Consider the following 19,031-nt stretch of genomic DNA (forward strand, 5'->3'; position numbering starts at 1 on the left):
CGTAGGATCGGAGCATGCCTTCCCAAGCGTCCGACAAGAACGGGCCGCCCCCGCTCCCGGAACCCCTGCGCGTGCCCGTCGCCGACTCGCACACCCACCTCGACATGCAGTCCGGGACGGTGGAGGAGGGGCTCGCCAGGGCGGCGTCGGTCGGCGTGACCACGGTCGTGCAGGTGGGCTGCGACGTGAAGGGCTCGCGCTGGGCCGCCGAGACGGCCGCGGAGCACGCGTCCGTGCACGCGGCCGTGGCGCTGCACCCGAACGAGGCGCCCCGCATCGTCGGCGGCGACCCCGACGGCTGGTCCCGGCAGGGCGCCCGCGAGCCGGGCGGTGACGCGGCTCTGGACGAGGCGCTCGCCGAGATCGACGGCCTTGCGGCTCTTGCTCACGTCAAGGGCGTCGGGGAGACCGGGCTCGACTACTTCCGCACCGGGCCCGAGGGCAGGATCGCCCAGGAGCGCTCCTTCCGCGCGCACATCGAGATCGCCAAACGGCACTGCAAGACGCTGGTCATCCACGACCGCGACGCCCACGCCGACGTGCTGCGCATTCTGGAGGAGGAGGGTGCGCCCGAGCGGACGGTTTTCCACTGCTACTCGGGTGACGCGGCGATGGCGGAGACCTGCGCCCGTGCCGGGTACTTCATGTCGTTCGCGGGAAACATGACTTTCAAGAACGCGCAACCGCTGCGGGACGCTCTCGCCGTGGCCCCCCTCGACCTCGTCCTGGTCGAGACCGACGCCCCGTTCCTCACGCCCGCGCCCTATCGGGGCAGGCCCAACGCCCCTTATCTCGTTCCGATCACGGTCCGCGCGATGGCCGCCGTGAAGGGGCTCGAGGAGGACGTGCTGGCGGAGGCGATCGCAAGGAACACGGCGCGCGCCTTCGATTACTGAACGTGATGTCACCCGGTTGCCGACGAGCGGCCTGAGTGCCGGAACGTCCGGATTTCCTGGTGTTTCGGGGTGAAGGCGTGTCGCCACACCGAGTAACGGCGTTGCTTTGGAGAGTGACGGCCAGGCGCTAGGTTCTGGTCTCCCGTTTCGGACCTCTCTGGAGCGTGTCGTCGTGAGCAATCGGCAGTACTCGCCATGCGGGACGTACGACCCGGCCCCGGCGTACGAGGATCACGAGCCCTACGGCCCGGCGTACCCGGACACCTACCGGCCTGCCTACGAGGCGCGGGCCCGCACCGTGCACGCCGGGGACATAGCGGGACCGATGCCGCGCCAGCAGCCGGAGGCGACGGCCCGTCCGCCGGGCCGTGCCCAGGCCCGGCACGCGGCCCGCCGCGGAAAGGGCCGCTCCCGCCCCGATTCCGTCCGCCGCCTCATTCCCCAGGCACTGGTCGTCGCCTTCCTCGCCGGCGGCACCACCGCGTTCGTCGCCAACGACAAGGCGATCGAACTCACCGTGGACGGTCGGCCGCGCGCGTTGCACACCTTCGCCGCCGACGTGGGTGAACTGCTCACCGAGGAGGGGGTCGCCGTGGGCGCGCACGACGTGGTCTCGCCCGCGCCCGGGACCTCGCTGGCCAGCGGGGACGACGTCGTGGTGCGTTACGGGCGCCCGCTGTTCCTCACCGTCGACGGCCATCGGCGCCAGGTGTGGACGACGGCGCGCACCGTCGACAGCGCGCTCCAGCAGTTCGGAGTGCGCGCGGAGGGCGCGTATCTGTCCACTGCGCGCTCCCGGAAGATCGGCCGCCAGGGACTCGCGCTGGACGTCCGCACCGAGCGCTCGGTGACGGTGATGGCGGACGGCCGGCCGCGCACGATCCGGACGAACGCGGCGACCGTCCGCGAGGCGGTCGAACAGGCCGGGGTCACCCTGCGCGGACAGGACACGACCTCCGTACGGCCGGACAGCTTTCCGCGCGACGGCCAGACGGTGACCGTGCTGAGGGTGAAGGGCTCGAAGGAGATCCGCGAGGAGCAGATCCCGTTCGACGTGCGACGCACCCGGGACCCGCACCTGTTCAAGGGCACCGAGGTCGTGGCCCGCGCCGGGCGGCCGGGCACGCGTCGTGTGACGTACGTCCTGCGCACGGTCAACGGTGTCCGGCAGAAGCCGAGGCGGATCGAGTCCGAGGTGGTGCAGGAGCCCAGGACCCAGCTGATCCGGGTGGGCACCAGACGGCACCCGGACTCGGTGAGCGGTGCCGAGGGCCTGAACTGGCACGGGCTCGCGACCTGTGAGTCCGGCGGCAGGGCGCGTGCGGTGGACCCGTCCGGCACCTATGGAGGCCTCTACCAGTTCGACCGGCACACCTGGCGCAGCCTGGGCGGCTCCGGCCGGCCGCAGGACGCTCCGTCCTCGGAGCAGACGTACCGGGCCAAGAAGTTGTACGTGCGCCAGGGCTCCAGTCCCTGGCCGCACTGCGGGCCGCGCCTCTACCGCTGAGCGCGCGACCGCCGCCGTTCCCCCGGGGACGGCACCGTCCGCGGGCTTCCCCCGGGCCCACAAGGCACCGGGGGAGGCCCGGGCCGCGCGCACCCGTGCGTGCGCGGCGCCGTCGCACCGCCCCGTACCCTTGCTCCGTGAGCAGCTCCGCCCCCGACGCCCTCCTGGGCCCCGCCGACGTCCGTGAACTCGCGGCCGCCCTCGGTGTGCGCCCCACCAAACAGCGCGGCCAGAACTTCGTCATCGACGCCAACACGGTGCGGCGCATCGTGCGCACCGCCGACGTCCGTCCCGAGGACGTCGTCGTGGAGGTGGGGCCGGGACTCGGCTCCCTGACGCTGGCGCTGCTGGAGGTGGCCGAGCGCGTCACGGCCGTCGAGATCGACGACGTCCTCGCGGGGGCGCTGCCCGCGACCATCGGCGCGCGGATGCCCGAGCGCGCGGAGCGGTTCGCACTGGTGCACTCCGACGCCCTGCATGTGACCGGGCTGCCGGGCCCCGCCCCCACCGCCCTCGTCGCGAACCTGCCGTACAACGTCGCGGTGCCCGTCCTGCTGCACATGCTCGACACCTTCCCGAGCATCGAGCGGACGCTGGTGATGGTGCAGTCCGAGGTCGCCGACCGGCTGGCCGCCCCACCCGGTTCGAAGGTGTACGGGGTGCCGTCCGTGAAGGCCAACTGGTACGCGGACGTCAAGCGTGCCGGGGCCATCGGGCGCAATGTCTTCTGGCCCGTGCCCAACGTCGACAGCGGGCTCGTCTCCCTGGTCCGGCGGGCCGAGCCGGTCAAGACCACCGCGTCGAAGGCGGCGGTGTTCGCCGTCGTGGACGCCGCCTTCGCTCAGCGGCGCAAGACGCTGCGGGCCGCGCTCGCCGGATGGGCGGGGTCGGCCGCCGAGGCCGAGGCCGCGCTCGTCGCCGCCGGGGTCTCGCCGCAGGCGCGCGGGGAGTCGCTGACGGTCGAGGAGTTCGCCCGCATCGCCGAGAACCGCAACACCGGGAACCGCAGCACCGAGAACGAGGAGCAGGCCCAGCAGTGAGCGTGACCGTACGTGTCCCCGCCAAGGTCAATGTGCAGCTCGCGGTGGGCGGTGCCCGTCCCGACGGCTTCCACGACCTGGCGAACGTCTTCCTGGCCGTCGGCCTGTACGACGAGATCACGGTGACCCCGGCCGACGCCCTGCGCGTCACCTGCTCGGGCCCCGACGCGGCACAGGTGCCGCTCGACGTCACGAACCTGGCGGCCCGGGCGGCGCTGGCACTCGCCGGCCGCCACGGGCTCGAGCCGGCCGTGCACATCCACATCACCAAGGACATTCCCGTCGCCGGCGGCATGGCGGGCGGCAGTGCGGACGGGGCCGGTGCGCTCGTGGCCTGCGACGCGCTGTGGGGCACACGGACGTCGCGCTCGGAACTGCTCGAGATCTGCGCGGAGTTGGGCAGTGATGTGCCGTTCAGCCTGGTGGGCGGGGCGGCGCTGGGCACCGGACGGGGCGAGAAGCTCACGGTGCTGGAGGTCGGCGGGACCTTCCACTGGGTGTTCGCCATGGCCGGCCGGGGGCTGTCGACGCCCGCGGTGTTCCGCGAGTTCGACCGGCTCGGCGAAGGAGTGCGGGTCCCCGAGCCCGTCGCCTCGCGGGATCTGCTGGAGGCGCTGGCCAAGGGGGACACCGGGGCGCTCGCGGCGGCGGTCTCCAACGACCTTCAGCCGGCCGCGCTGTCCCTGTTCCCCGAGCTGGCGCAGACCCTGGCCGCCGGGCGTGCGGCGGGGGCGCTCACGGCGCTGGTGTCGGGATCGGGACCCACGACGGCGTTCCTCGCCCGGGACGCGTCCGGGGCGGAGCGGATCGCTGCGGCGCTGCGGGCGTCCGGGACGTGCAAGTCGGCACGGGTGGCTCCGTCGCCGGCGCCGGGAGCGACCGTGGTCCGCCCCGGCGCGCCGGACACGACCGGCGCTCGAGACTGAAACCGCGCGTACTCAACGCCGCCTGCTCAAGGCGTACTTGAGCAAGCCCGGGTGTCAGTGCACAGGCAAGTCCTGCCGACCGGCATGCATTTGGGCAGGGGTCGTCCGCAAGGCGGCACTTGGACAAAGCCCCTTGGCGAGGTGCGCTTGAGCAACCCACGGAAATCCAGACCGAGTTTGAGCAAGTCACGCTGTCCCGGGCGCACTTGAGCAAGCCCCGGCATTCGACCCGCGCTTGGCCGGGGCCGCCCGCAGACTTCTCCCGGCAAGGGCCCCGGCGCAACGTACTTGAGCAAGTCCTTGCACCCGGACCACCCTTCGGCAAGGCCCCGCCCGCGGGGGTGCCCTTGAGCAGGGCCCTCCGCCCGGGCGTGCTCGGCCAAGGTGCCGTACTCAGAGCGCACTTGAGTGGAAGTGCGCTGACGTGTCCCCTCGCGGCCGCGCGACCGTACCGCCATGAGACCCAGCGATCTCGCCGCCGCCACACCGGCCTCCCGCGACCGCTTCATCGATCTGTTGCGGGTCGCCACACTCGCCACCGTCGTCCTCGGGCACTGGCTGATGGCGGCCGTGTCCGTGGCAGCGGACGGACGCGTCCAGGTCGGCAACCTGCTCGCCCTCCAGCCCCGGCTCCAACCGCTCACCTGGGTCTTCCAGGTGATGCCGGTGTTCTTCTTCGTCGGGGGCTTCTCGCACGCCCTCTCCTGGCGGTCGACCCGCCGCCGGACCGCCAGGGCCTACGCGGTGTTCCTGCGCGTCCGGCTCCAGCGGCTGTTGCGCCCGACCGTCGTGTTCATCGGGGTGTGGGGCGCGGTGGCCGCCGCCCTCCAGATGTCCGGGCTCGGCGGCGGCCTGCTCGACGTCACGCTGCGCCTGGTCGCGCAGCCCCTGTGGTTCGTGGGGATCTATCTCGCGATGGTCGCCTTCACGCCGCCGCTGCTCAGGCTCCACGAGAGATACGGGTGGGGTGCGTTCGGCGGGCTCGTCGTCGCGGCCGGGCTGGTCGACCTGCTCCGCTTCGGACTCGGCGTCCCCTACGCCGAGTTCCTCGACTTCGCGTTCGTCTGGCTCGCCGTCCACCAACTCGGCTTCCTGCGCGCGGACGGGCGGCTCGGCCGGCCGCACGTCCTCGCCGGGGCCGGCCTCGCGGGCGCGGCGCTGCTGGTGGCCCTCGGACCCTATCCGGTGTCGATGGTGGGCATGCCGGGCGAGAAGGTCTCCAACATGGCACCGCCCACGCCGGCCCTGCTGTGCCACGGGCTGTGGCTGGTCGGGGCCGTGGAACTGCTGCGCGCGCCCGCCGCGCGGTGGCTGGACCGGCCGCGTGCGTGGCGCACGGTCGTCGCGGCGAACGGCGTCTCGATGACCGCCTTTCTGTGGCATCTGACGGCGATGCTCGGCGTCTACGGCGCGCTGCTCGCCCTCGGTGTCCGACTGCCGGAACCCGGCTCGAGTGCGTGGTGGATACAGGTAACATGGCGGCTCGTAGCCGCCGTGACACTCACCGGTGCCCTGGTGGCCGTCTTCCGTGTCTTCGAAAAACCCTCGGGCGCACGGGAGCCGAGTGCGCCGCGCGCCTGGGCGGGACCCGCCGCCGCGCTCGGCGTCACCCTCTGCCTGTTCGGGGTCCTGGGCCTGTCGGCGGTCGGCTTCGGAGGGCTTCTGCAAGGCCGTACGGCGCTGCTGATGGCCGTGCACGTCACCGCTCCCGCGGCGGTCGTGATGACGCTCTCCGGGTGGTTGCTGGTGGAGCGGGCGGGCCGGAGCCGGGGTGCGGCCGTCCGACCCGTTCCGGAGGTCGTCGACGGCGGTCCGGCCGATGCGGATGCCGGGCGTCGATCACGGATCGCATCACTACGAAGAGTGACGTCCCACTCGCGTCCCGCCACCACGTCCGCAGGCCCTAGGCTTGAAGGCTGATCGATCCCCGCGTCAGGAGAGAAATGGCCGTCAACCTGGTCAATGTCGAGAACGTCAGCAAGGTGTACGGCACCCGCGCCCTGCTCGACGGCGTCTCACTCGGCGTGTCCGAAGGGGACCGGATCGGGATCGTCGGCCGCAACGGCGACGGCAAGACCACCCTGATCCGGATGCTCGCCAAGCTGGAGGAGGCCGACTCCGGTCGAGTCACCCACTCCGGCGGGCTGCACCTCGGCGTGCTCACCCAGCACGACTCCCTCGACCCGGCCGCCACCGTCCGGCACGAGGTCATCCGGGACATGGACGACCACGAGTGGGCGGGCAACGCCAAGATCCGCGACGTGCTCACCGGGCTGTTCGGCGGGCTCGACCTGCCCGGCTTCCCGCAGGGACTCGACACCGTCATCGGCCCCCTGTCCGGTGGCGAGCGGCGCCGTATCGCGCTGGCCAAGCTGCTCATCGCCGAGCAGGACCTGATCGTGCTCGACGAGCCCACCAACCACCTCGACGTCGAGGGCATCGCCTGGCTCGCCGCCCATCTGCGCGAGCGCCGCTCCGCGCTCGTCTGCGTCACCCACGACCGCTGGTTCCTCGACCAGGTGTGCACCCGGATGTGGGACGTGCAGCGGGGCACGGTCCACGAGTACGAGGGCGGCTACTCCGACTACGTCTTCGCCCGCGCCGAGCGCGAGCGGATCGCCGCCTCCGAGGAGACCAAGCGGCAGAACCTGATCAGGAAGGAGCTGGCGTGGCTGCGGCGCGGTGCGCCCGCCCGCACCTCCAAGCCGCGTTTCCGCGTGGAGGCGGCCAACGAACTGATCAGCGACGTGCCGCCGCCCCGGGACAGCAGCGAGCTGATGAGGTTCGCCGGCTCCCGGCTCGGCAAGACGGTCTTCGACCTCGAGGACGTGACCGTCCAGGCCGGCCCCAAGGTGCTGCTCAAGCACGTCACCTGGCAGCTCGGTCCCGGCGACCGGATCGGCCTCGTCGGGGTGAACGGCGCGGGCAAGACCTCCCTGCTGCGTGACATGGCCGAGGCCGCGCGCAGCGCAGGGGAGCGGCAGCCCGCCGGAGGCCGGATCGCGGTCGGCAAGACGGTCAGACTCGCCTATCTGTCGCAGGAGGTCGCGGAACTCGACCCGGCCTGGCGGGTGCTCGAGGCCGTGCAGCGCGTGCGCGAGCGCGTCGATCTCGGCAAGGGACGCGAGATGACGGCCGGGCAGCTGTGCGAGACCTTCGGCTTCACCAAGGAGAAGCAGTGGACCCCCGTCGGTGACCTGTCCGGTGGTGAGCGGCGGCGGCTCCAGCTGCTCCGGCTCCTGATGGACGAGCCCAACGTCCTCTTCCTCGACGAGCCCACCAACGACCTCGACATCGAGACCCTCACCCAGCTCGAGGACGTCCTCGACGGCTGGCCCGGATCGATGATCGTGATCTCGCACGACCGGTTCTTCGTCGAGCGGACCACGGACAAGGTGTACGCCCTCCTCGGCGACGCCACGTTGCGGATGCTGCCCCGCGGTATCGACGAGTACCTGGAGCGGCGCCACCGCATGGAGGAGGCCGCGGCGGCCGCCGCGACCCCGGCGCCCGCCGCCGAGAAGCCGGCCGTCTCCGCCGCCGACGCCCGCGCCGCGAAAAAGGAACTCCAGCGCATCGAGCGACAGTTGGACAAGCTCTCCGGGCGGGAGGCGGAACTCCACCGGCAGATCGCCGAGAACGCCACGGACTTCGAGAAGGTGGCCGGCCTGGACGCCGAGCTGCGCGAACTCGTCGGCGAGCGCGAGGAGCTGGAGCTGCGCTGGCTGGAACTGGCGGACGAGGCCTAGGAGCCGGCGCTCGGGTCGGCCTGATCCGAACGACGGGCCCCAGCGTTCGACGGCACCCCCGCCCCGGGCGTGAAGGCCGCGTGAAGGCCATAACGGGGTCATCACAGGCCGGTCCTCCCTTGGGAACAGGGGCAGGATCGGCCCGGTGCTCATGGGCGGGCCAGTGATACAAAGGGCCGTCTGAGAACAGTCTGAGTACCACCGGCGTGGGCGATCTTGCGCACCCGCGGGCGTGGGGACACATCAGTTAAGAGGGGGAACGCACTGATGACTCAGCCTCCCGACCAGCCGTCGCAGGGCGGCTTCGGAGCACCGCAGAATCCACCGCCGCAGGGGGGCTTCGGCGCTCCGCAGGACCCGCGGCAGGCGGCGCCTCCGCTGCCCGCCCAGCCCCCGGCCCCGCCGCAACCCGGGTACGGCCCCCCGCAACAGCCGGGCCCCTACGCCCAGCCCCAGCAGCCCGGCCCGTACAACTCCCGGCCCGGCTACGGCCATCCGCAGCAGCCGGGGCCCTACGCCCCGCCGCAGCCGGGGTACGGGTACCCGCAAGCGCCGCCCCAGTTCCCGGGCGCCCCGACCCCGCCTCCCGGCGGCGGTTCCAAGAACCCCTTCAAGGGCAGGCCCGCGCTGGCCGTCGGCGCCGCGGTCGCCGTACTGCTCGTCATAGGCGGCACCGTGTACGCGGTCAGCGGTGACGGCGGCGGGGACAAGAAGCCCACCGCAGAGAAGAGCGGGCCGGCCACGCCGTCCGCGGCGGCCTCCACACCGGTGGACCAGGGCGACGGCAGCGGCGACGGCGGCGAGGACCCCGAGAACCTCAACGAGGGCCGCAAGGCGGGTGAGTCGAAGGTCCTCTGGTACAAGGAGGCGCCCGACGCGCCCGGTTCCGGCGCCGACGCCCCCGGTATGTGGGTCACCGGCAAGGCGGTGGTGAAGGCCGCGTACAAGCAGATCTTCGCGTACAAGGTCGGTGACGGCACCCCGGCCTGGCAGCCGGTCTCGTTCCCGCAGAAGATCTGCGCGGTCACTCCGCACAAGACGGCCGACGACAAGGTCGTCGTGGCCTACATGAGCGGCGTCAGCGAGAACGCCAAGTGCAACCTGCTCCAGCAGATCGACCTCGCCACGGGCGCGTTGGGCTGGAAGGCGCAGGTCGCCGACGGCGCCCTGTTCGACAGCACCCTCGGCCTCGACCTCAGCGTCACCGGCAAGACCCTGGTGGTCGGCCGCTCGCAGTCGGGCACGGCCTACGACGTCGGCACCGGCAAGAAGCTGTGGGACAAACGGGAGTACACCGGAGCCTGCTTCCCGACCGCGTTCGCCGGCGGCGCCAGGCTGATCTCGGTGGCCTCCTGCGCCGCGGGCAACTCCAAGGCGCACGACGAGGTGCAGGAACTCGACCCGGCGACCGGCAAGGCCAAGTGGACCAGGCCGATCCCGAAGGGCTGGAAGGTCGCGCGCGCCTTCTCCGTCGATCCCGTCGTCCTGTACCTGACCAACGACGACAAGAAGGCCGTGGCCATCTCCACGCTGAAGAACGACGGCACCCCCCGCTCGGACGTCGAGTCGAAGGACTCCTTCGCGCCCGAGTGCGGCTGGGCCGTCCTGAGCCGCGACCTCCAGGGCTGCACCGGCGCGGTGGCCGACGCGACCACCCTGTACCTGCCGACCGAGTCGAAGAGCGGCCCCAACGAGGTCGTCGCGTTCAACCTCGACACCGGCAAGGAGAAGTGGCGGGTGAAGTCCCCCGCGGACAAGACGATGCTCCCGCTGAGGACGGACGGCACCCGGCTGATCGCCTACGTCGAGCCGTCGTACTCCGCCGGCGGCCAGGTGGTCTCCATCCCGACGACCGGCGGCAGTCACAGCGTCAGCAGGCTGCTGCAGAACCCGTCGGGTGCCGCGCAGATCGAGAGCGGCTTCTACTCCAAGGCGGTCGACTACGTGGACGGGCGCTTCTACATCTCCACGACCCGGCTGAGCGGCAGCAACCAGTCGAAGGAGAAGCTGATGCTCGCCTACGGCAAGTGATCCGGCTGCCGCCTCCTCCGTCCCTGCCCACCACTCTTCCGTCCCTCGAGGTACCCCTTCATGAGCCAGCCGCCTCCGCCCCCGAACCAGCCGCCACCGGGCGGTTTCGGCGCCCCGCAGGACCCGCCGCCGGGCGGTTTCGGCACCCCGCCCCCGCCTCAGACCCCTCCGCCGCCGGCGCAGGGCCCCGGGTACGGCTACCCGCAGGCGCCGAACCCGCCGCAGCAGCCCGGCTACGGCTACCCGAACCAGCAGCCCTACGGCTCCGCGCCGACCGTTCCACTCGGGGCGCAGGCCCCGCAGGGCGGCGGCCGCTCGGGGCTGTCCGCCCAGGTCTGGATCATCGTCGCGGCGGTCGCCGCCATCGCACTGATCATCGGCGGCGGTGTCTGGTACGCGCACGACCGGAGCGGTGACAAGGGCGGAAACTCCGCGTCCGACGGCGGCAAGGACGACAAGGGCCCCACCGGCGACTCCGGTTCCGGCGGCGCCGAGGAGAAGGCCCCGGCCGACACCGCAGCCAAGGTGCTGTTCCAGCTGCCGATGCCGGTGGTGAAGAACGACTCCAGCGTCCAGGTCGCGGGCTCCTGGGCCACCGACAAGGCGTATGTGAAGAGCGGGGTGGCCGAGATCGACGGCTACGACCCCGACAAGGGCACCAAGTTGTGGACCATCAAGCTCCCCGGCCCGGTGTGCGCGGTGAGCCGCTACACCAGCGAGGACGACCGCACGGCGATCCTCTACCAGTCGGGGATGCCGACGAAGGACAAGCCGTCCTACGGCTGCACCGAGGTCGCCGCCATCGACCTGAGCGCGGGCAGGAAGCTGTGGACCGGTTCCGCCAAGGCCGGTGACGACAAGATCTCCTTCGGCAACATCACGCAGAGCGGGAACACGGTCGCCCTGGGCAGTACCTCGGGCGGAGCGGCCTTCGACCTGGCCACCGGCCGCACGCTGTGGAGCCCGAAGCCGGGCGACACCTGCTACGACGCGGGTTACGGCGGCGGTCCGGCCCTGGTCGCCGTCCGCAAGTGCGGTCAGTACGGCGCCCGGCAGCTGCACATCCAGACCATCGACCCGAAGTCCGGGCAGGTGAAGTCCGACTACAGGATGGCGACCGGCATCGAGTACGCCAGCGTGGTGTCGACGGACCCGCTCGTGGTCGCCGCGGACGTCGGCGACTCCGCGGCCGGCAGCGGTATCTCGGACCTGTTCTCCATCGACAACAAGACCGGCGCGCTGCGCACCAAGATCTCCCTGCCGGCCAAGACGTACGCGGCCAGGTGCGACGGGATCACACAGACCGAGGCATGCACCCAGATCACCGTCGGCAACGACAGGGTCTATGTGCCGACCAAGGAGCACGAGGGCAGTGCGGGCGGCTACGGCGAGACCAACGAGATCGTGGCCTTCGACCTCGGTACCGGGAAGCTGAACGGTCAGCGCGCGGACGCGGGCGACGGCTACACCCTCTCCCCGCTGCGCATGGACGGCGGCAACATCATCGCCTACAAGCGCCCGCCCTACGACAAGGGCGGCCAGATCGTCAGCATCGACGGCGGCTCGTTCAAGCCGACCGAGCTCCTGGAGAACCCCTCGTCCGAGTCGGTCCGCAACGCGGAGAGCCGTTTCTCCCCGGACTACGCGGAGATCCGTTACCGAAGCGGCCACCTCTACCTGGCCCAGGTCTTCGCCGACAAGCTGTCGGGCTCGGGTGACGGCCGCTACCTGGCCGTCGCGTTCGGCACCGGCTGACGGCCCGGCCGGTGGTCGCGATCACCGGCCCGGACATCTGATCGAGTCTCGGTCGTACGGTCCCGTCCCACTTCAAGGGCGGGGCCGTACGCGTATTCTCGTCCCTTCCGAATGGTTGGGATTTCCGCAATCCGGGGCACTTCTCACCGGTAGGGGCGCGCGACGTCGAACAAGCGTGTAGCTTCCGGGGGCATGAAGAGCGGGGGTGCGCGGGGGCTTTCGCCCGTACGGGCCGGTGGGCATCCGTAGTGGGCATCCATGGGGGACTGGGGGGTTGCTCGATGGGAGTGCGGCTCATGGTGGTCGACGACCACCGACTGCTCGCCGAGGCGCTCGCCTCGGCACTGAAGCTGCGGGGACACCGGGTGCTCGCCGCGGCCGCGCCGGCCGCGGGCGCGGCGGAACTGGTGATCACCAGGGCACCCGAGGTGTGCCTGCTGGGGACGGCGACACCGGCCGAGCCGGGGGTCTTCGACCCGGTGGTGCGGATCAAACGGGAGCGCCCTCAGGTGGCGGTGCTGGTCCTCGGACCGGTGCCCAGCCCGCGCGGGATCGCTGCCGCGTTCGCCGCGGGTGCCTCGGGATATGTGCGGCACGACGAGCGCATCGAGGGGGTAGAGCGGGCGATCATGAAGGCGCGGGCCGGTGAGGCGGCGGTCGCGCCGCAGTTGCTGCAGGGCGCCTTCAGTGAGCTGCTCAATCCGGCGGCGCAGCCCGACGACGAGGGGCAGCGCCTGCTGCAGATGCTGACCCCGCGCGAGGTGGAGGTCCTGGTACGGGTCGCCGACGGCGAGGACACACGGCTGATCGCGGCCGGCATGGGCATCGCCCCGTCCACGGCCCGCACCCATGTCCAGCGGGTGCTGATGAAACTCGGCGTGCGCTCCCGTCTGGAGGCGGCGGCCCTCGCGGCCCGCACGGGTCTGCTGGACCGTGCGGGACCGCTCGACAACGCGAGTCCGCCCAGGGCGGACCGTGCGCCGCAGTAGCCGCGGTTCCGTGGCCGCGCGCGCCGTCCGCGACCGGCCGGGCGGCACCCCGCGCTCCTGCCGGGGCGCGGGGCGCGGGGCGCGGGGTGCGGGGTGCGGCTCAGGCCGCGGACGGCCCGCCCGCCGTGGGGCACGTCATGGCGCAGGCTTCTCGTCCTCGGCCGCCTCCGGAAGCGGCGGAACCGTCGGACGCACTTTCAGCCAGACGAGGAAGAACAGGCCGAGGAGCAGCATGCCCAGGCCGGTCCAGAGGTTGATGTTGACGCCCTGGGCCTTGCGGATGTCCGCGTCGGAGGCGGTGAAGCCCGCGATCAGGACGATGATCCCGTAGACCACGAACAGGCCGCCGATGATGCGGCGCAGGTCGAAGATCCGGGCCGCGGTCGTGGACTTGCCCTCGAGGTCGGTGACGGCGCGGTGGACGTCGCGCTCGGAGTACTCGGACATGGTTTCTCAATCCTCCCGCGGTCAGAGCGAGAACGGGATGTAGCAGGCGGCCGCGAGGACGACCGCGCCCCAGCCCAGCAGGGCGGGCTTGCGGTACCAGGCGTCGTCGCCCGCGGCGGGCCCCTCGGCCATGCCGGGGGAGCGGGTGCCGTAGACCAGGCCCTGGAGGCTCTCCGCGGGCTTCGGTTCGGTGAACAGCGAGACCGCCACCATGACGACGGCACCGGCCACGAAACCGGCGATCGCGGAGACGAAGTTGGCGCCCTGGTCGGTGGGGATGCCGATGATGCCCTGCTTGTAGATGACGAAGTAGTTCACCATCGCGGTGACCGTGCCGGCGAGCAGGCCCCACAGTCCTGACTTCGCGGACGCGCGCTTCCAGAACATGCCGACGATGAAGACCACGAACATCGGCACGTTGAAGAAGGAGAACAGCGTCTGCAGGTAGCTCATGATGTTCGAGAACGACGAGGCGAGGAACGCCGTGCCTACCGATGCGAGCACGCCGATGGCGGTGATGAGCCGTCCGAACCTGACGTAGTAGGCGTCCTCGCGGTTCTTGACCACGTACTTCGCCCAGATGTCGTTGGTGAACACCGTGTTGAAGGACGACACGTTGGCCGCCATGCCGGCCATGAAGGCCGCCAGCAGGCCGGTCACCGCGATGCCGAGGACGCCGTTGGGCAGCAGTTCCTGCATCAGGTACGGGATCGCGTCGTTGTACTGCAGATCCGAGCCGGGGGTGCCGATCTTCGGCACCAGGACGGCGGCGACCAGGCCCGGGATCATCACCAGGAAGACGATGAAGATCTTCGGGAACGCGGCGATGAGCGGGGTGCGCTGGGCGGCGGAGAGGTTCTTCGCGGACAGTGCGCGCTGCACCTCGGCGAAGTTGGTCGTCCAGTAGCCGAAGGACAGCACGAATCCGAGGCCGAGGACGATCGTCAGCCAGTTGGCGCCGAGCGGGTTGGCATGGCCGATTCCGGTGCCTCCCCAGGCGGTGACGAAGTCATGCCCGTGGGTCGCGCTGAGCTTGTCGGTCAGGCCGTCCCAGCCGCCGACCTTCTTCAGGCCCAGCAGGGTGATCGGGATGAGGGCCGCCAGGATCACGAAGAACTGGAGCACCTCGTTGTAGATCGCGGAGGACAGACCGCCGAGGGTGATGTAGGCGAGCACGAAGAACCCGGCGACCACGATCGCCACCCACTGCGGCCAGCCCAGGAGGGCCTCCACGACGATCGCCAGTGCATACAGGTTCACGCCTGCGATCAAAATGGCGGCGAAGGCGAACAGGATCGAACTCAGAAGGTGTGCCCCTTTGTCGAAGCGGAGCAGCAGGAACTCGGGGACCGAGCGGACCTTGGAGCCGTAGTAGAAGGGCATCATCACCAGGCCGAGGAAGACCATGGCCGGGATGGCGCCGATCCAGTACCAGTGGACGGTGTAGGCGCCGTACTGGGCGCTGTTGGCGGCCATGCCGAGGATCTCGGTGGCGGCCAGGTTGGCCGAGATGAACGCCAGACCCGTGATCCAGGCGGGCAGTGAGCGCCCGGACAGGAAGAAGTCGAGGCTGGTCTTCACCGAGCGCCGGGCGGCGAGCCCGATGCCGAGGACGACGGCGAAGTAGATCCCGAGGATCGTGTAGTCGAGCCCGTTTGTGGGGAGTCGGAGCCCGGCGGAGAGATATGTGGGGGTTTGCATACGTACTCGCTTCGTTGCGTGAACCAATCAGAGCAGAACATGCGCCGTCGTGTTCGATATCTGAACACTTCCGATGATGGGCTTTGTTGGATTGTGATGTTGACGCTGGTGGTTGCTTGTGGTTTGTTGTGTTGAGTTATGTTTGAAGAGTGGTACGGGTGCGGATGACGGGCCCGTTCGGGTGCGGACGGCGAGTCCGGCAGTGCAGCAGAAAGGCAAGGTGTCGTGAAGAAGACCTCGACCCGTCTGGCCGACGGTCGTGAGCTCATCTACTACGACCTGCGCGACGACACCGTGCGGGACGCCGTGGACCGCCGGCCGCTGGAGCGGACCGTCACGACCTCCGAGATCCGCCGCGACGTGCTGCTCGGCGACTCGGTCGCCGTCGCCTCGCACCGGCAGGGCCGCACCTACCTCCCACCCGCCGACGAGTGCCCGCTGTGCCCCTCCCGGGGCGAGCGGCTCAGCGAGATCCCGGACTCCTCGTACGACGTGGTGGTCTTCGAGAACCGCTTCCCCTCGCTCGCCGGCGACTCCGGCCGCTGCGAGGTCGTCTGCTTCACCTCCGACCACAACGCCTCCTTCGCCGACCTGACCGAGGAGCAGGCGCGCCTGGTCCTGGACGCCTGGACCGACCGCACCGCCGAACTGTCCCATCTGCCCGCCGTGGAGCAGGTGTTCTGCTTCGAGAACCGGGGCCGGGAGATCGGTGTGACCCTCGGCCACCCCCACGGTCAGATCTACGCCTACCCCTTCACCACGCCCCGCACCGCCCTGATGCTGCGTTCTCTGGCCGCGCACAAGGAGGCGACCGGAGGCGAGAACCTCTTCGACGCCGTCCTCGAACGCGAACTCGCCGACGGGCGGGTCGTCCTCGGGAGCGAGCACTGGGTGGCCTTCGTGCCCTACGCCGCGCACTGGCCTTACGAGGTCCACCTCTACCCCCGCCGCCGCGTCCCCGATCTGCTGGCGCTCGAGGAGGCGGCGCGCACAGAATTCCCCAAGGTCTATCTGGAACTGTTGAGGCGCTTCGACCGGATCTTCGACGACAGCGAGGGGGGAGCGCAGGAGTCGCCGACGCCGTACATCGCCGCCTGGCACCAGGCGCCGTTCGGCACACTGGAGGAGTTCGACGGCGTGACACGGGACGACTTCGCCCTCCACCTCGAGCTTTTCACCATTCGCCGCACTTCGGGCAAGCTGAAGTTCCTCGCGGGTTCCGAGTCCGGCATGAACGTGTTCATCAACGACGTGCCGCCGGAAGCCGCGGCCCAGCGACTGCGAGAGGTAGCGAGTTCATGAGCGGGAAGTACCTGGTCACCGGTGGCGCGGGCTATGTGGGCAGTGTGGTCGCGCAGCATCTGCTGGAGGCGGGGCACGAGGTCGTCGTTCTCGACAACCTCTCCACGGGCTTCCGCGAGGGCGTGCCGGCCGGTGCTTCCTTCGTCGAGGGCGACATCCGCGATGCCGCCAAGTGGCTGGACCCCTCCTTCGGCGCGGTCCTGCACTTCGCCGCGTTCTCGCAGGTCGGCGAGTCGGTCGTGAAGCCCGAGAAGTACTGGGACAACAACGTGGGCGGCACCATGGCGCTGCTCGGCGCCATGCGCGAGGCGGGTGTGCGCAAGCTCGTCTTCTCCTCCACCGCGGCGACCTACGGCGAGCCGGTCAGCACCCCGATCACGGAGACCGACCCGACCGCGCCGACCTCCCCCTACGGCGCCTCCAAGCTCGCGGTCGACCACATGATCACCGGTGAGGCGGCGGCGCACGGTCTGGGCGCCGTGTCCCTGCGCTACTTCAACGTGGCGGGCGCGTACGGCTCCTGCGGCGAGCGGCACGACCCGGAGTCCCACCTCATCCCGCTCGTGCTCCAGGTCGCGCAGGGCCGGCGCGAGGCGATCTCGGTCTTCGGCGACGACTACCCGACGCCGGACGGCACCTGCGTCCGCGACTACATCCACGTCGCGGACCTGGCCGAGGCCCACCTGCTGGCACTGGACGCCGCCACCGCCGGCGAGCACCTGATCTGCAACCTCGGCAACGGCAACGGCTTCTCCGTGCGCGAGGTCGTCGAGACGGTGCGCCAGGTCACCGGACATCCGGTCCCGGAGGTCGTGGCCCCGCGCCGGGGCGGCGACCCGGCGGTCCTGGTCGCCTCCGCGGCCACGGCCCGCGAGCGGCTCGGCTGGAACCCGTCCCGCGCGGATCTCGCGGGCATCGTCGCGGACGCGTGGGAGTTCGCACAGAACATCACAAGGGAGCAGTAGGTGGGCGTACGCGAGGGCTTCGAGGAGCTGTACGGGACGGCTCCCGAGGGCGTCTGGGCGGCACCGGGCCGGGTCAACCTGATCGGCGAGTACACGGACTTCAACGAGGGGTTCGTGATGCCGTTCGCACTGCCGCACACGGCGGTCGCGGCGGTCTCGCGGCGCACCGACGGGGTGCTGCGCCTGCACTCGGCGGACATCGAGGGCCCGGTCGTCGAACTGCGTGTGGACGAGCTCCGGCCGCGGACCGACACCGGCTGGGCCGCCTACCCGGCCGGGGTCGTCTGGGCGCTGCTCGAGGCGGGGCACGGGATCACGGGCGCGGATCTGCATCTGTCCTCGACCGTGCCGACGGGTGCCGGTCTGTCCTCGTCGGCGGCGCTCGAAGTGGTCACCGCCCTCGCCCTGAACGACCTGTACGACCTCGGCCTGAGCCGTCCCGAGCTGGCGAGGCTCGCCCAGCGCGCCGAGAACGACTTCGTGGGCGTGCCGTGCGGTGTCATGGACCAGATGGCGTCGGCCTGCAGCACCGAGGGGCATGCCCTCCACCTCGACTGCCGTGATCTGTCACTCCGCCAGATCCCCTTCGACCTGGCATCACAGGACCTCGCCCTGCTGGTCGTCGACACGCGCGTCAAGCACGCGCTGGGCGACGGGGCGTACGCCGAGCGGCGCGAGGGGTGCGAGGAGGGCGCTCGGCAGCTCGGGGTCTCGCATCTGCGCGACATCGCGTACGAGGACCTTCAGCCCGCGCTCGGGCGCCTGTCCGACGAGCGGCTGCGCCGCTATGTGCGCCATGTCGTCTCGGACGACCACCGTGTCGACCGGGTCGTCGCCCTGCTGGACGCGGGCGACGTCCGGGCGATCGGGCCCGTGCTGACCGAGGGCCATGTCTCCCTGCGGGACGACCTGCGCATCTCCTGCCCGGAGCTGGACCTGGTGGTCGACACGGCGAACGCCTCCGGCGCGCTCGGCGCCCGGATGACCGGCGGCGGCTTCGGCGGCTCGGCGATCGTCCTGGTGGAGGCCTCGGACGCGGACACCGTCGCCAAGGCGATCGAGGAGGCGTTCGGCGCCGCCGGTTTCACGGCGCCCCGGGTGTTCCCGGCGGTTCCTGCGGCGGGAGCGCACCGGGTCGGCCGAAGCGCTTCGTGAGGGTGAACTCCGTGATCCCCGGCGGATAGTCGGGGATCACGCACACCACGTCGTAGCCCTGCTTCCGGTAGAACTCCGGGGCCTGGAAGTCCCAGGTCTCCAGGCGCGCGGCCGTGCAGTCGCGCTCCTCTTCCGCAACGCGCTCCGCCTCGGCCAGCAGCCGTCCGCCGAGGCCGGCGCCGCGATGGCGGTCGTCCACCCAGAGGTAGGCGACATACAGCCACGTCGCCCAGGTGTGCCCGACCATGCCGCCGGCCAGTTCGCCCGTCGTGTCCAACGCCCATATGTGGAGCGGGACTTCGCGTTCGGTCGGGGTTCCGCGCAGTGCGCGCAGTATCGGGGAGGCCGCCGTGTTCGTCTCGCGCAGCCGAGTGATGAGCAGTTCCCGCCGCGTCTTGTCGACTTCCGTCTCGATACGAAACATGCGGCACACCATAAACGCGTCGGCCAACCAGTTCTGCAAATTTCCTTCCGCTCCCGGTCCCTGGCCCTACCCTGTGAACAGCGCCGGTGGGGGCCGGTGCTGATCAGGGGGCGAAACAGTCGGGTACGACGCCCGGGGTGGGGG

The 19,031-nt window shown here is 70.9% G+C and carries 15 protein-coding genes; 12 read left to right on the forward strand and 3 right to left on the reverse strand.

Going from position 1 to position 19,031, the window contains the following annotated elements:
* The first annotated feature begins 14 nt into the window (after positions 1–14).
* The 9 genes from ACSHXN_RS23925 to ACSHXN_RS23965 all read left to right on the forward strand — a co-directional run bounded on the left by ACSHXN_RS23925 (position 15) and on the right by ACSHXN_RS23965 (position 12,893).
* Entirely contained in the window at positions 15–896 is an 882-nt protein-coding gene (locus ACSHXN_RS23925) for a TatD family hydrolase (protein ID WP_438303677.1), read from the forward strand.
* 172 nt (positions 897–1,068) lie between these two features.
* Positions 1,069–2,403: a ubiquitin-like domain-containing protein gene (locus ACSHXN_RS23930; RefSeq protein WP_355138677.1), complete on the forward strand. Its 1,335-nt coding sequence runs from the start codon at positions 1,069–1,071 to the stop codon at positions 2,401–2,403.
* Positions 2,404–2,540: 137 nt separating this feature from the next.
* Positions 2,541–3,443 carry a 16S rRNA (adenine(1518)-N(6)/adenine(1519)-N(6))-dimethyltransferase RsmA gene (rsmA, locus tag ACSHXN_RS23935; RefSeq protein ID WP_438303678.1) on the forward strand — a complete coding sequence of 301 codons (903 nt, stop codon included), beginning with the start codon at positions 2,541–2,543 and terminating at the stop codon, positions 3,441–3,443.
* Positions 3,440–4,369: a 4-(cytidine 5'-diphospho)-2-C-methyl-D-erythritol kinase gene (locus ACSHXN_RS23940; RefSeq protein ID WP_355138673.1), complete on the forward strand. Its 930-nt coding sequence runs from the start codon at positions 3,440–3,442 to the stop codon at positions 4,367–4,369. Before rsmA ends, ACSHXN_RS23940 begins: the two co-directional genes overlap by 4 nt.
* Before the next feature lie 456 nt (positions 4,370–4,825).
* On the forward strand, positions 4,826–6,289 hold the full coding sequence (locus ACSHXN_RS23945; RefSeq protein ID WP_438303679.1) for an acyltransferase family protein: 1,464 nt from the start codon (positions 4,826–4,828) through the stop codon (positions 6,287–6,289).
* A 23-nt stretch (positions 6,290–6,312) separates the two neighbouring features.
* Positions 6,313–8,118 carry an ABC-F family ATP-binding cassette domain-containing protein gene (locus ACSHXN_RS23950; RefSeq protein WP_355800392.1) on the forward strand — a complete coding sequence of 602 codons (1,806 nt, stop codon included), beginning with the start codon at positions 6,313–6,315 and terminating at the stop codon, positions 8,116–8,118.
* Positions 8,119–8,385: 267 nt separating this feature from the next.
* Positions 8,386–10,149, forward strand: a complete 1,764-nt coding sequence (locus tag ACSHXN_RS23955) for an outer membrane protein assembly factor BamB family protein (protein ID WP_355138667.1) — start codon at positions 8,386–8,388, stop codon at positions 10,147–10,149.
* Positions 10,150–10,209: 60 nt separating this feature from the next.
* On the forward strand, positions 10,210–11,904 hold the full coding sequence (locus ACSHXN_RS23960; RefSeq protein WP_355138665.1) for an outer membrane protein assembly factor BamB family protein: 1,695 nt from the start codon (positions 10,210–10,212) through the stop codon (positions 11,902–11,904).
* 281 nt (positions 11,905–12,185) lie between these two features.
* Complete coding sequence (locus tag ACSHXN_RS23965) at positions 12,186–12,893, forward strand: helix-turn-helix transcriptional regulator (RefSeq protein WP_438303680.1); 708 nt, start codon at positions 12,186–12,188, stop codon at positions 12,891–12,893.
* A gap of 135 nt (positions 12,894–13,028) precedes the next feature.
* Here ACSHXN_RS23965 and ACSHXN_RS23970 read toward each other — a convergent pair whose 3' ends face one another.
* Together ACSHXN_RS23970 and ACSHXN_RS23975 are read right to left on the reverse strand one after the other, a co-directional pair.
* A complete protein-coding gene (locus ACSHXN_RS23970) occupies positions 13,029–13,340 on the reverse strand; it encodes a hypothetical protein (protein ID WP_355138661.1) in 312 nt (103 codons plus the stop codon).
* A 21-nt stretch (positions 13,341–13,361) separates the two neighbouring features.
* The gene (locus ACSHXN_RS23975) at positions 13,362–15,041 is read right to left on the reverse strand and encodes a sodium:solute symporter family protein (protein WP_356110080.1); all 1,680 of its coding nucleotides are present in this window, start codon (positions 15,039–15,041) and stop codon (positions 13,362–13,364) included.
* Positions 15,042–15,266: 225 nt separating this feature from the next.
* On the opposite strand from ACSHXN_RS23975, the gene galT reads away from it, so the two are divergent.
* Genes galT through galK form a run of 3 tightly spaced genes read left to right on the forward strand, consistent with a single transcriptional unit; the run spans position 15,267 to position 18,463 of the window.
* A complete protein-coding gene (gene galT / locus ACSHXN_RS23980; protein WP_355138657.1) occupies positions 15,267–16,343 on the forward strand; it encodes a galactose-1-phosphate uridylyltransferase in 1,077 nt (358 codons plus the stop codon).
* Complete coding sequence (gene galE / locus ACSHXN_RS23985; RefSeq protein ID WP_356292354.1) at positions 16,340–17,308, forward strand: UDP-glucose 4-epimerase GalE; 969 nt, start codon at positions 16,340–16,342, stop codon at positions 17,306–17,308. The genes galT and galE overlap by 4 nt, the downstream gene beginning before the upstream one ends.
* Positions 17,309–18,463 (forward strand): galactokinase, encoded by a 1,155-nt coding sequence (galK, locus tag ACSHXN_RS23990; protein ID WP_355138653.1) that lies wholly within the window; start codon positions 17,309–17,311, stop codon positions 18,461–18,463. It begins immediately after the preceding gene.
* Here galK and ACSHXN_RS23995 read toward each other — a convergent pair.
* Positions 18,393–18,899 (reverse strand): GNAT family N-acetyltransferase, encoded by a 507-nt coding sequence (locus ACSHXN_RS23995; RefSeq protein ID WP_355138725.1) that lies wholly within the window; start codon positions 18,897–18,899, stop codon positions 18,393–18,395. The two genes, galK and ACSHXN_RS23995, sit on opposite strands and share 71 nt — an antisense overlap.
* Positions 18,900–19,031 lie beyond the last annotated feature (132 nt).

Origin of the sequence: Streptomyces sp. HUAS TT11, assembly GCF_051553595.1 — a bacterium.
GTDB lineage: Bacteria > Actinomycetota > Actinomycetes > Streptomycetales > Streptomycetaceae > Streptomyces.

Bases quoted from the DNA above. Each gene is read 5' to 3' on its own strand.
- ACSHXN_RS23970 (WP_355138661.1), bottom strand. From the start codon at position 13,340: ATGTCCGAGTACTCCGAGCGCGACGTCCACCGCGCCGTCACCGACCTC.
- ACSHXN_RS23960 (WP_355138665.1), top strand. From the start codon at position 10,210: ATGAGCCAGCCGCCTCCGCCCCCGAACCAGCCGCCACCGGGCGGTTTC.
- ACSHXN_RS23950 (WP_355800392.1), top strand. From the start codon at position 6,313: ATGGCCGTCAACCTGGTCAATGTCGAGAACGTCAGCAAGGTGTACGGC.
- ACSHXN_RS23945 (WP_438303679.1), top strand. From the start codon at position 4,826: ATGAGACCCAGCGATCTCGCCGCCGCCACACCGGCCTCCCGCGACCGC.
- ACSHXN_RS23925 (WP_438303677.1), top strand. From the start codon at position 15: ATGCCTTCCCAAGCGTCCGACAAGAACGGGCCGCCCCCGCTCCCGGAA.
- ACSHXN_RS23965 (WP_438303680.1), top strand. From the start codon at position 12,186: ATGGGAGTGCGGCTCATGGTGGTCGACGACCACCGACTGCTCGCCGAG.
- galE (WP_356292354.1), top strand. From the start codon at position 16,340: ATGAGCGGGAAGTACCTGGTCACCGGTGGCGCGGGCTATGTGGGCAGT.
- ACSHXN_RS23975 (WP_356110080.1), bottom strand. From the start codon at position 15,041: ATGCAAACCCCCACATATCTCTCCGCCGGGCTCCGACTCCCCACAAAC.
- ACSHXN_RS23995 (WP_355138725.1), bottom strand. From the start codon at position 18,899: ATGGTGTGCCGCATGTTTCGTATCGAGACGGAAGTCGACAAGACGCGG.
- ACSHXN_RS23955 (WP_355138667.1), top strand. From the start codon at position 8,386: ATGACTCAGCCTCCCGACCAGCCGTCGCAGGGCGGCTTCGGAGCACCG.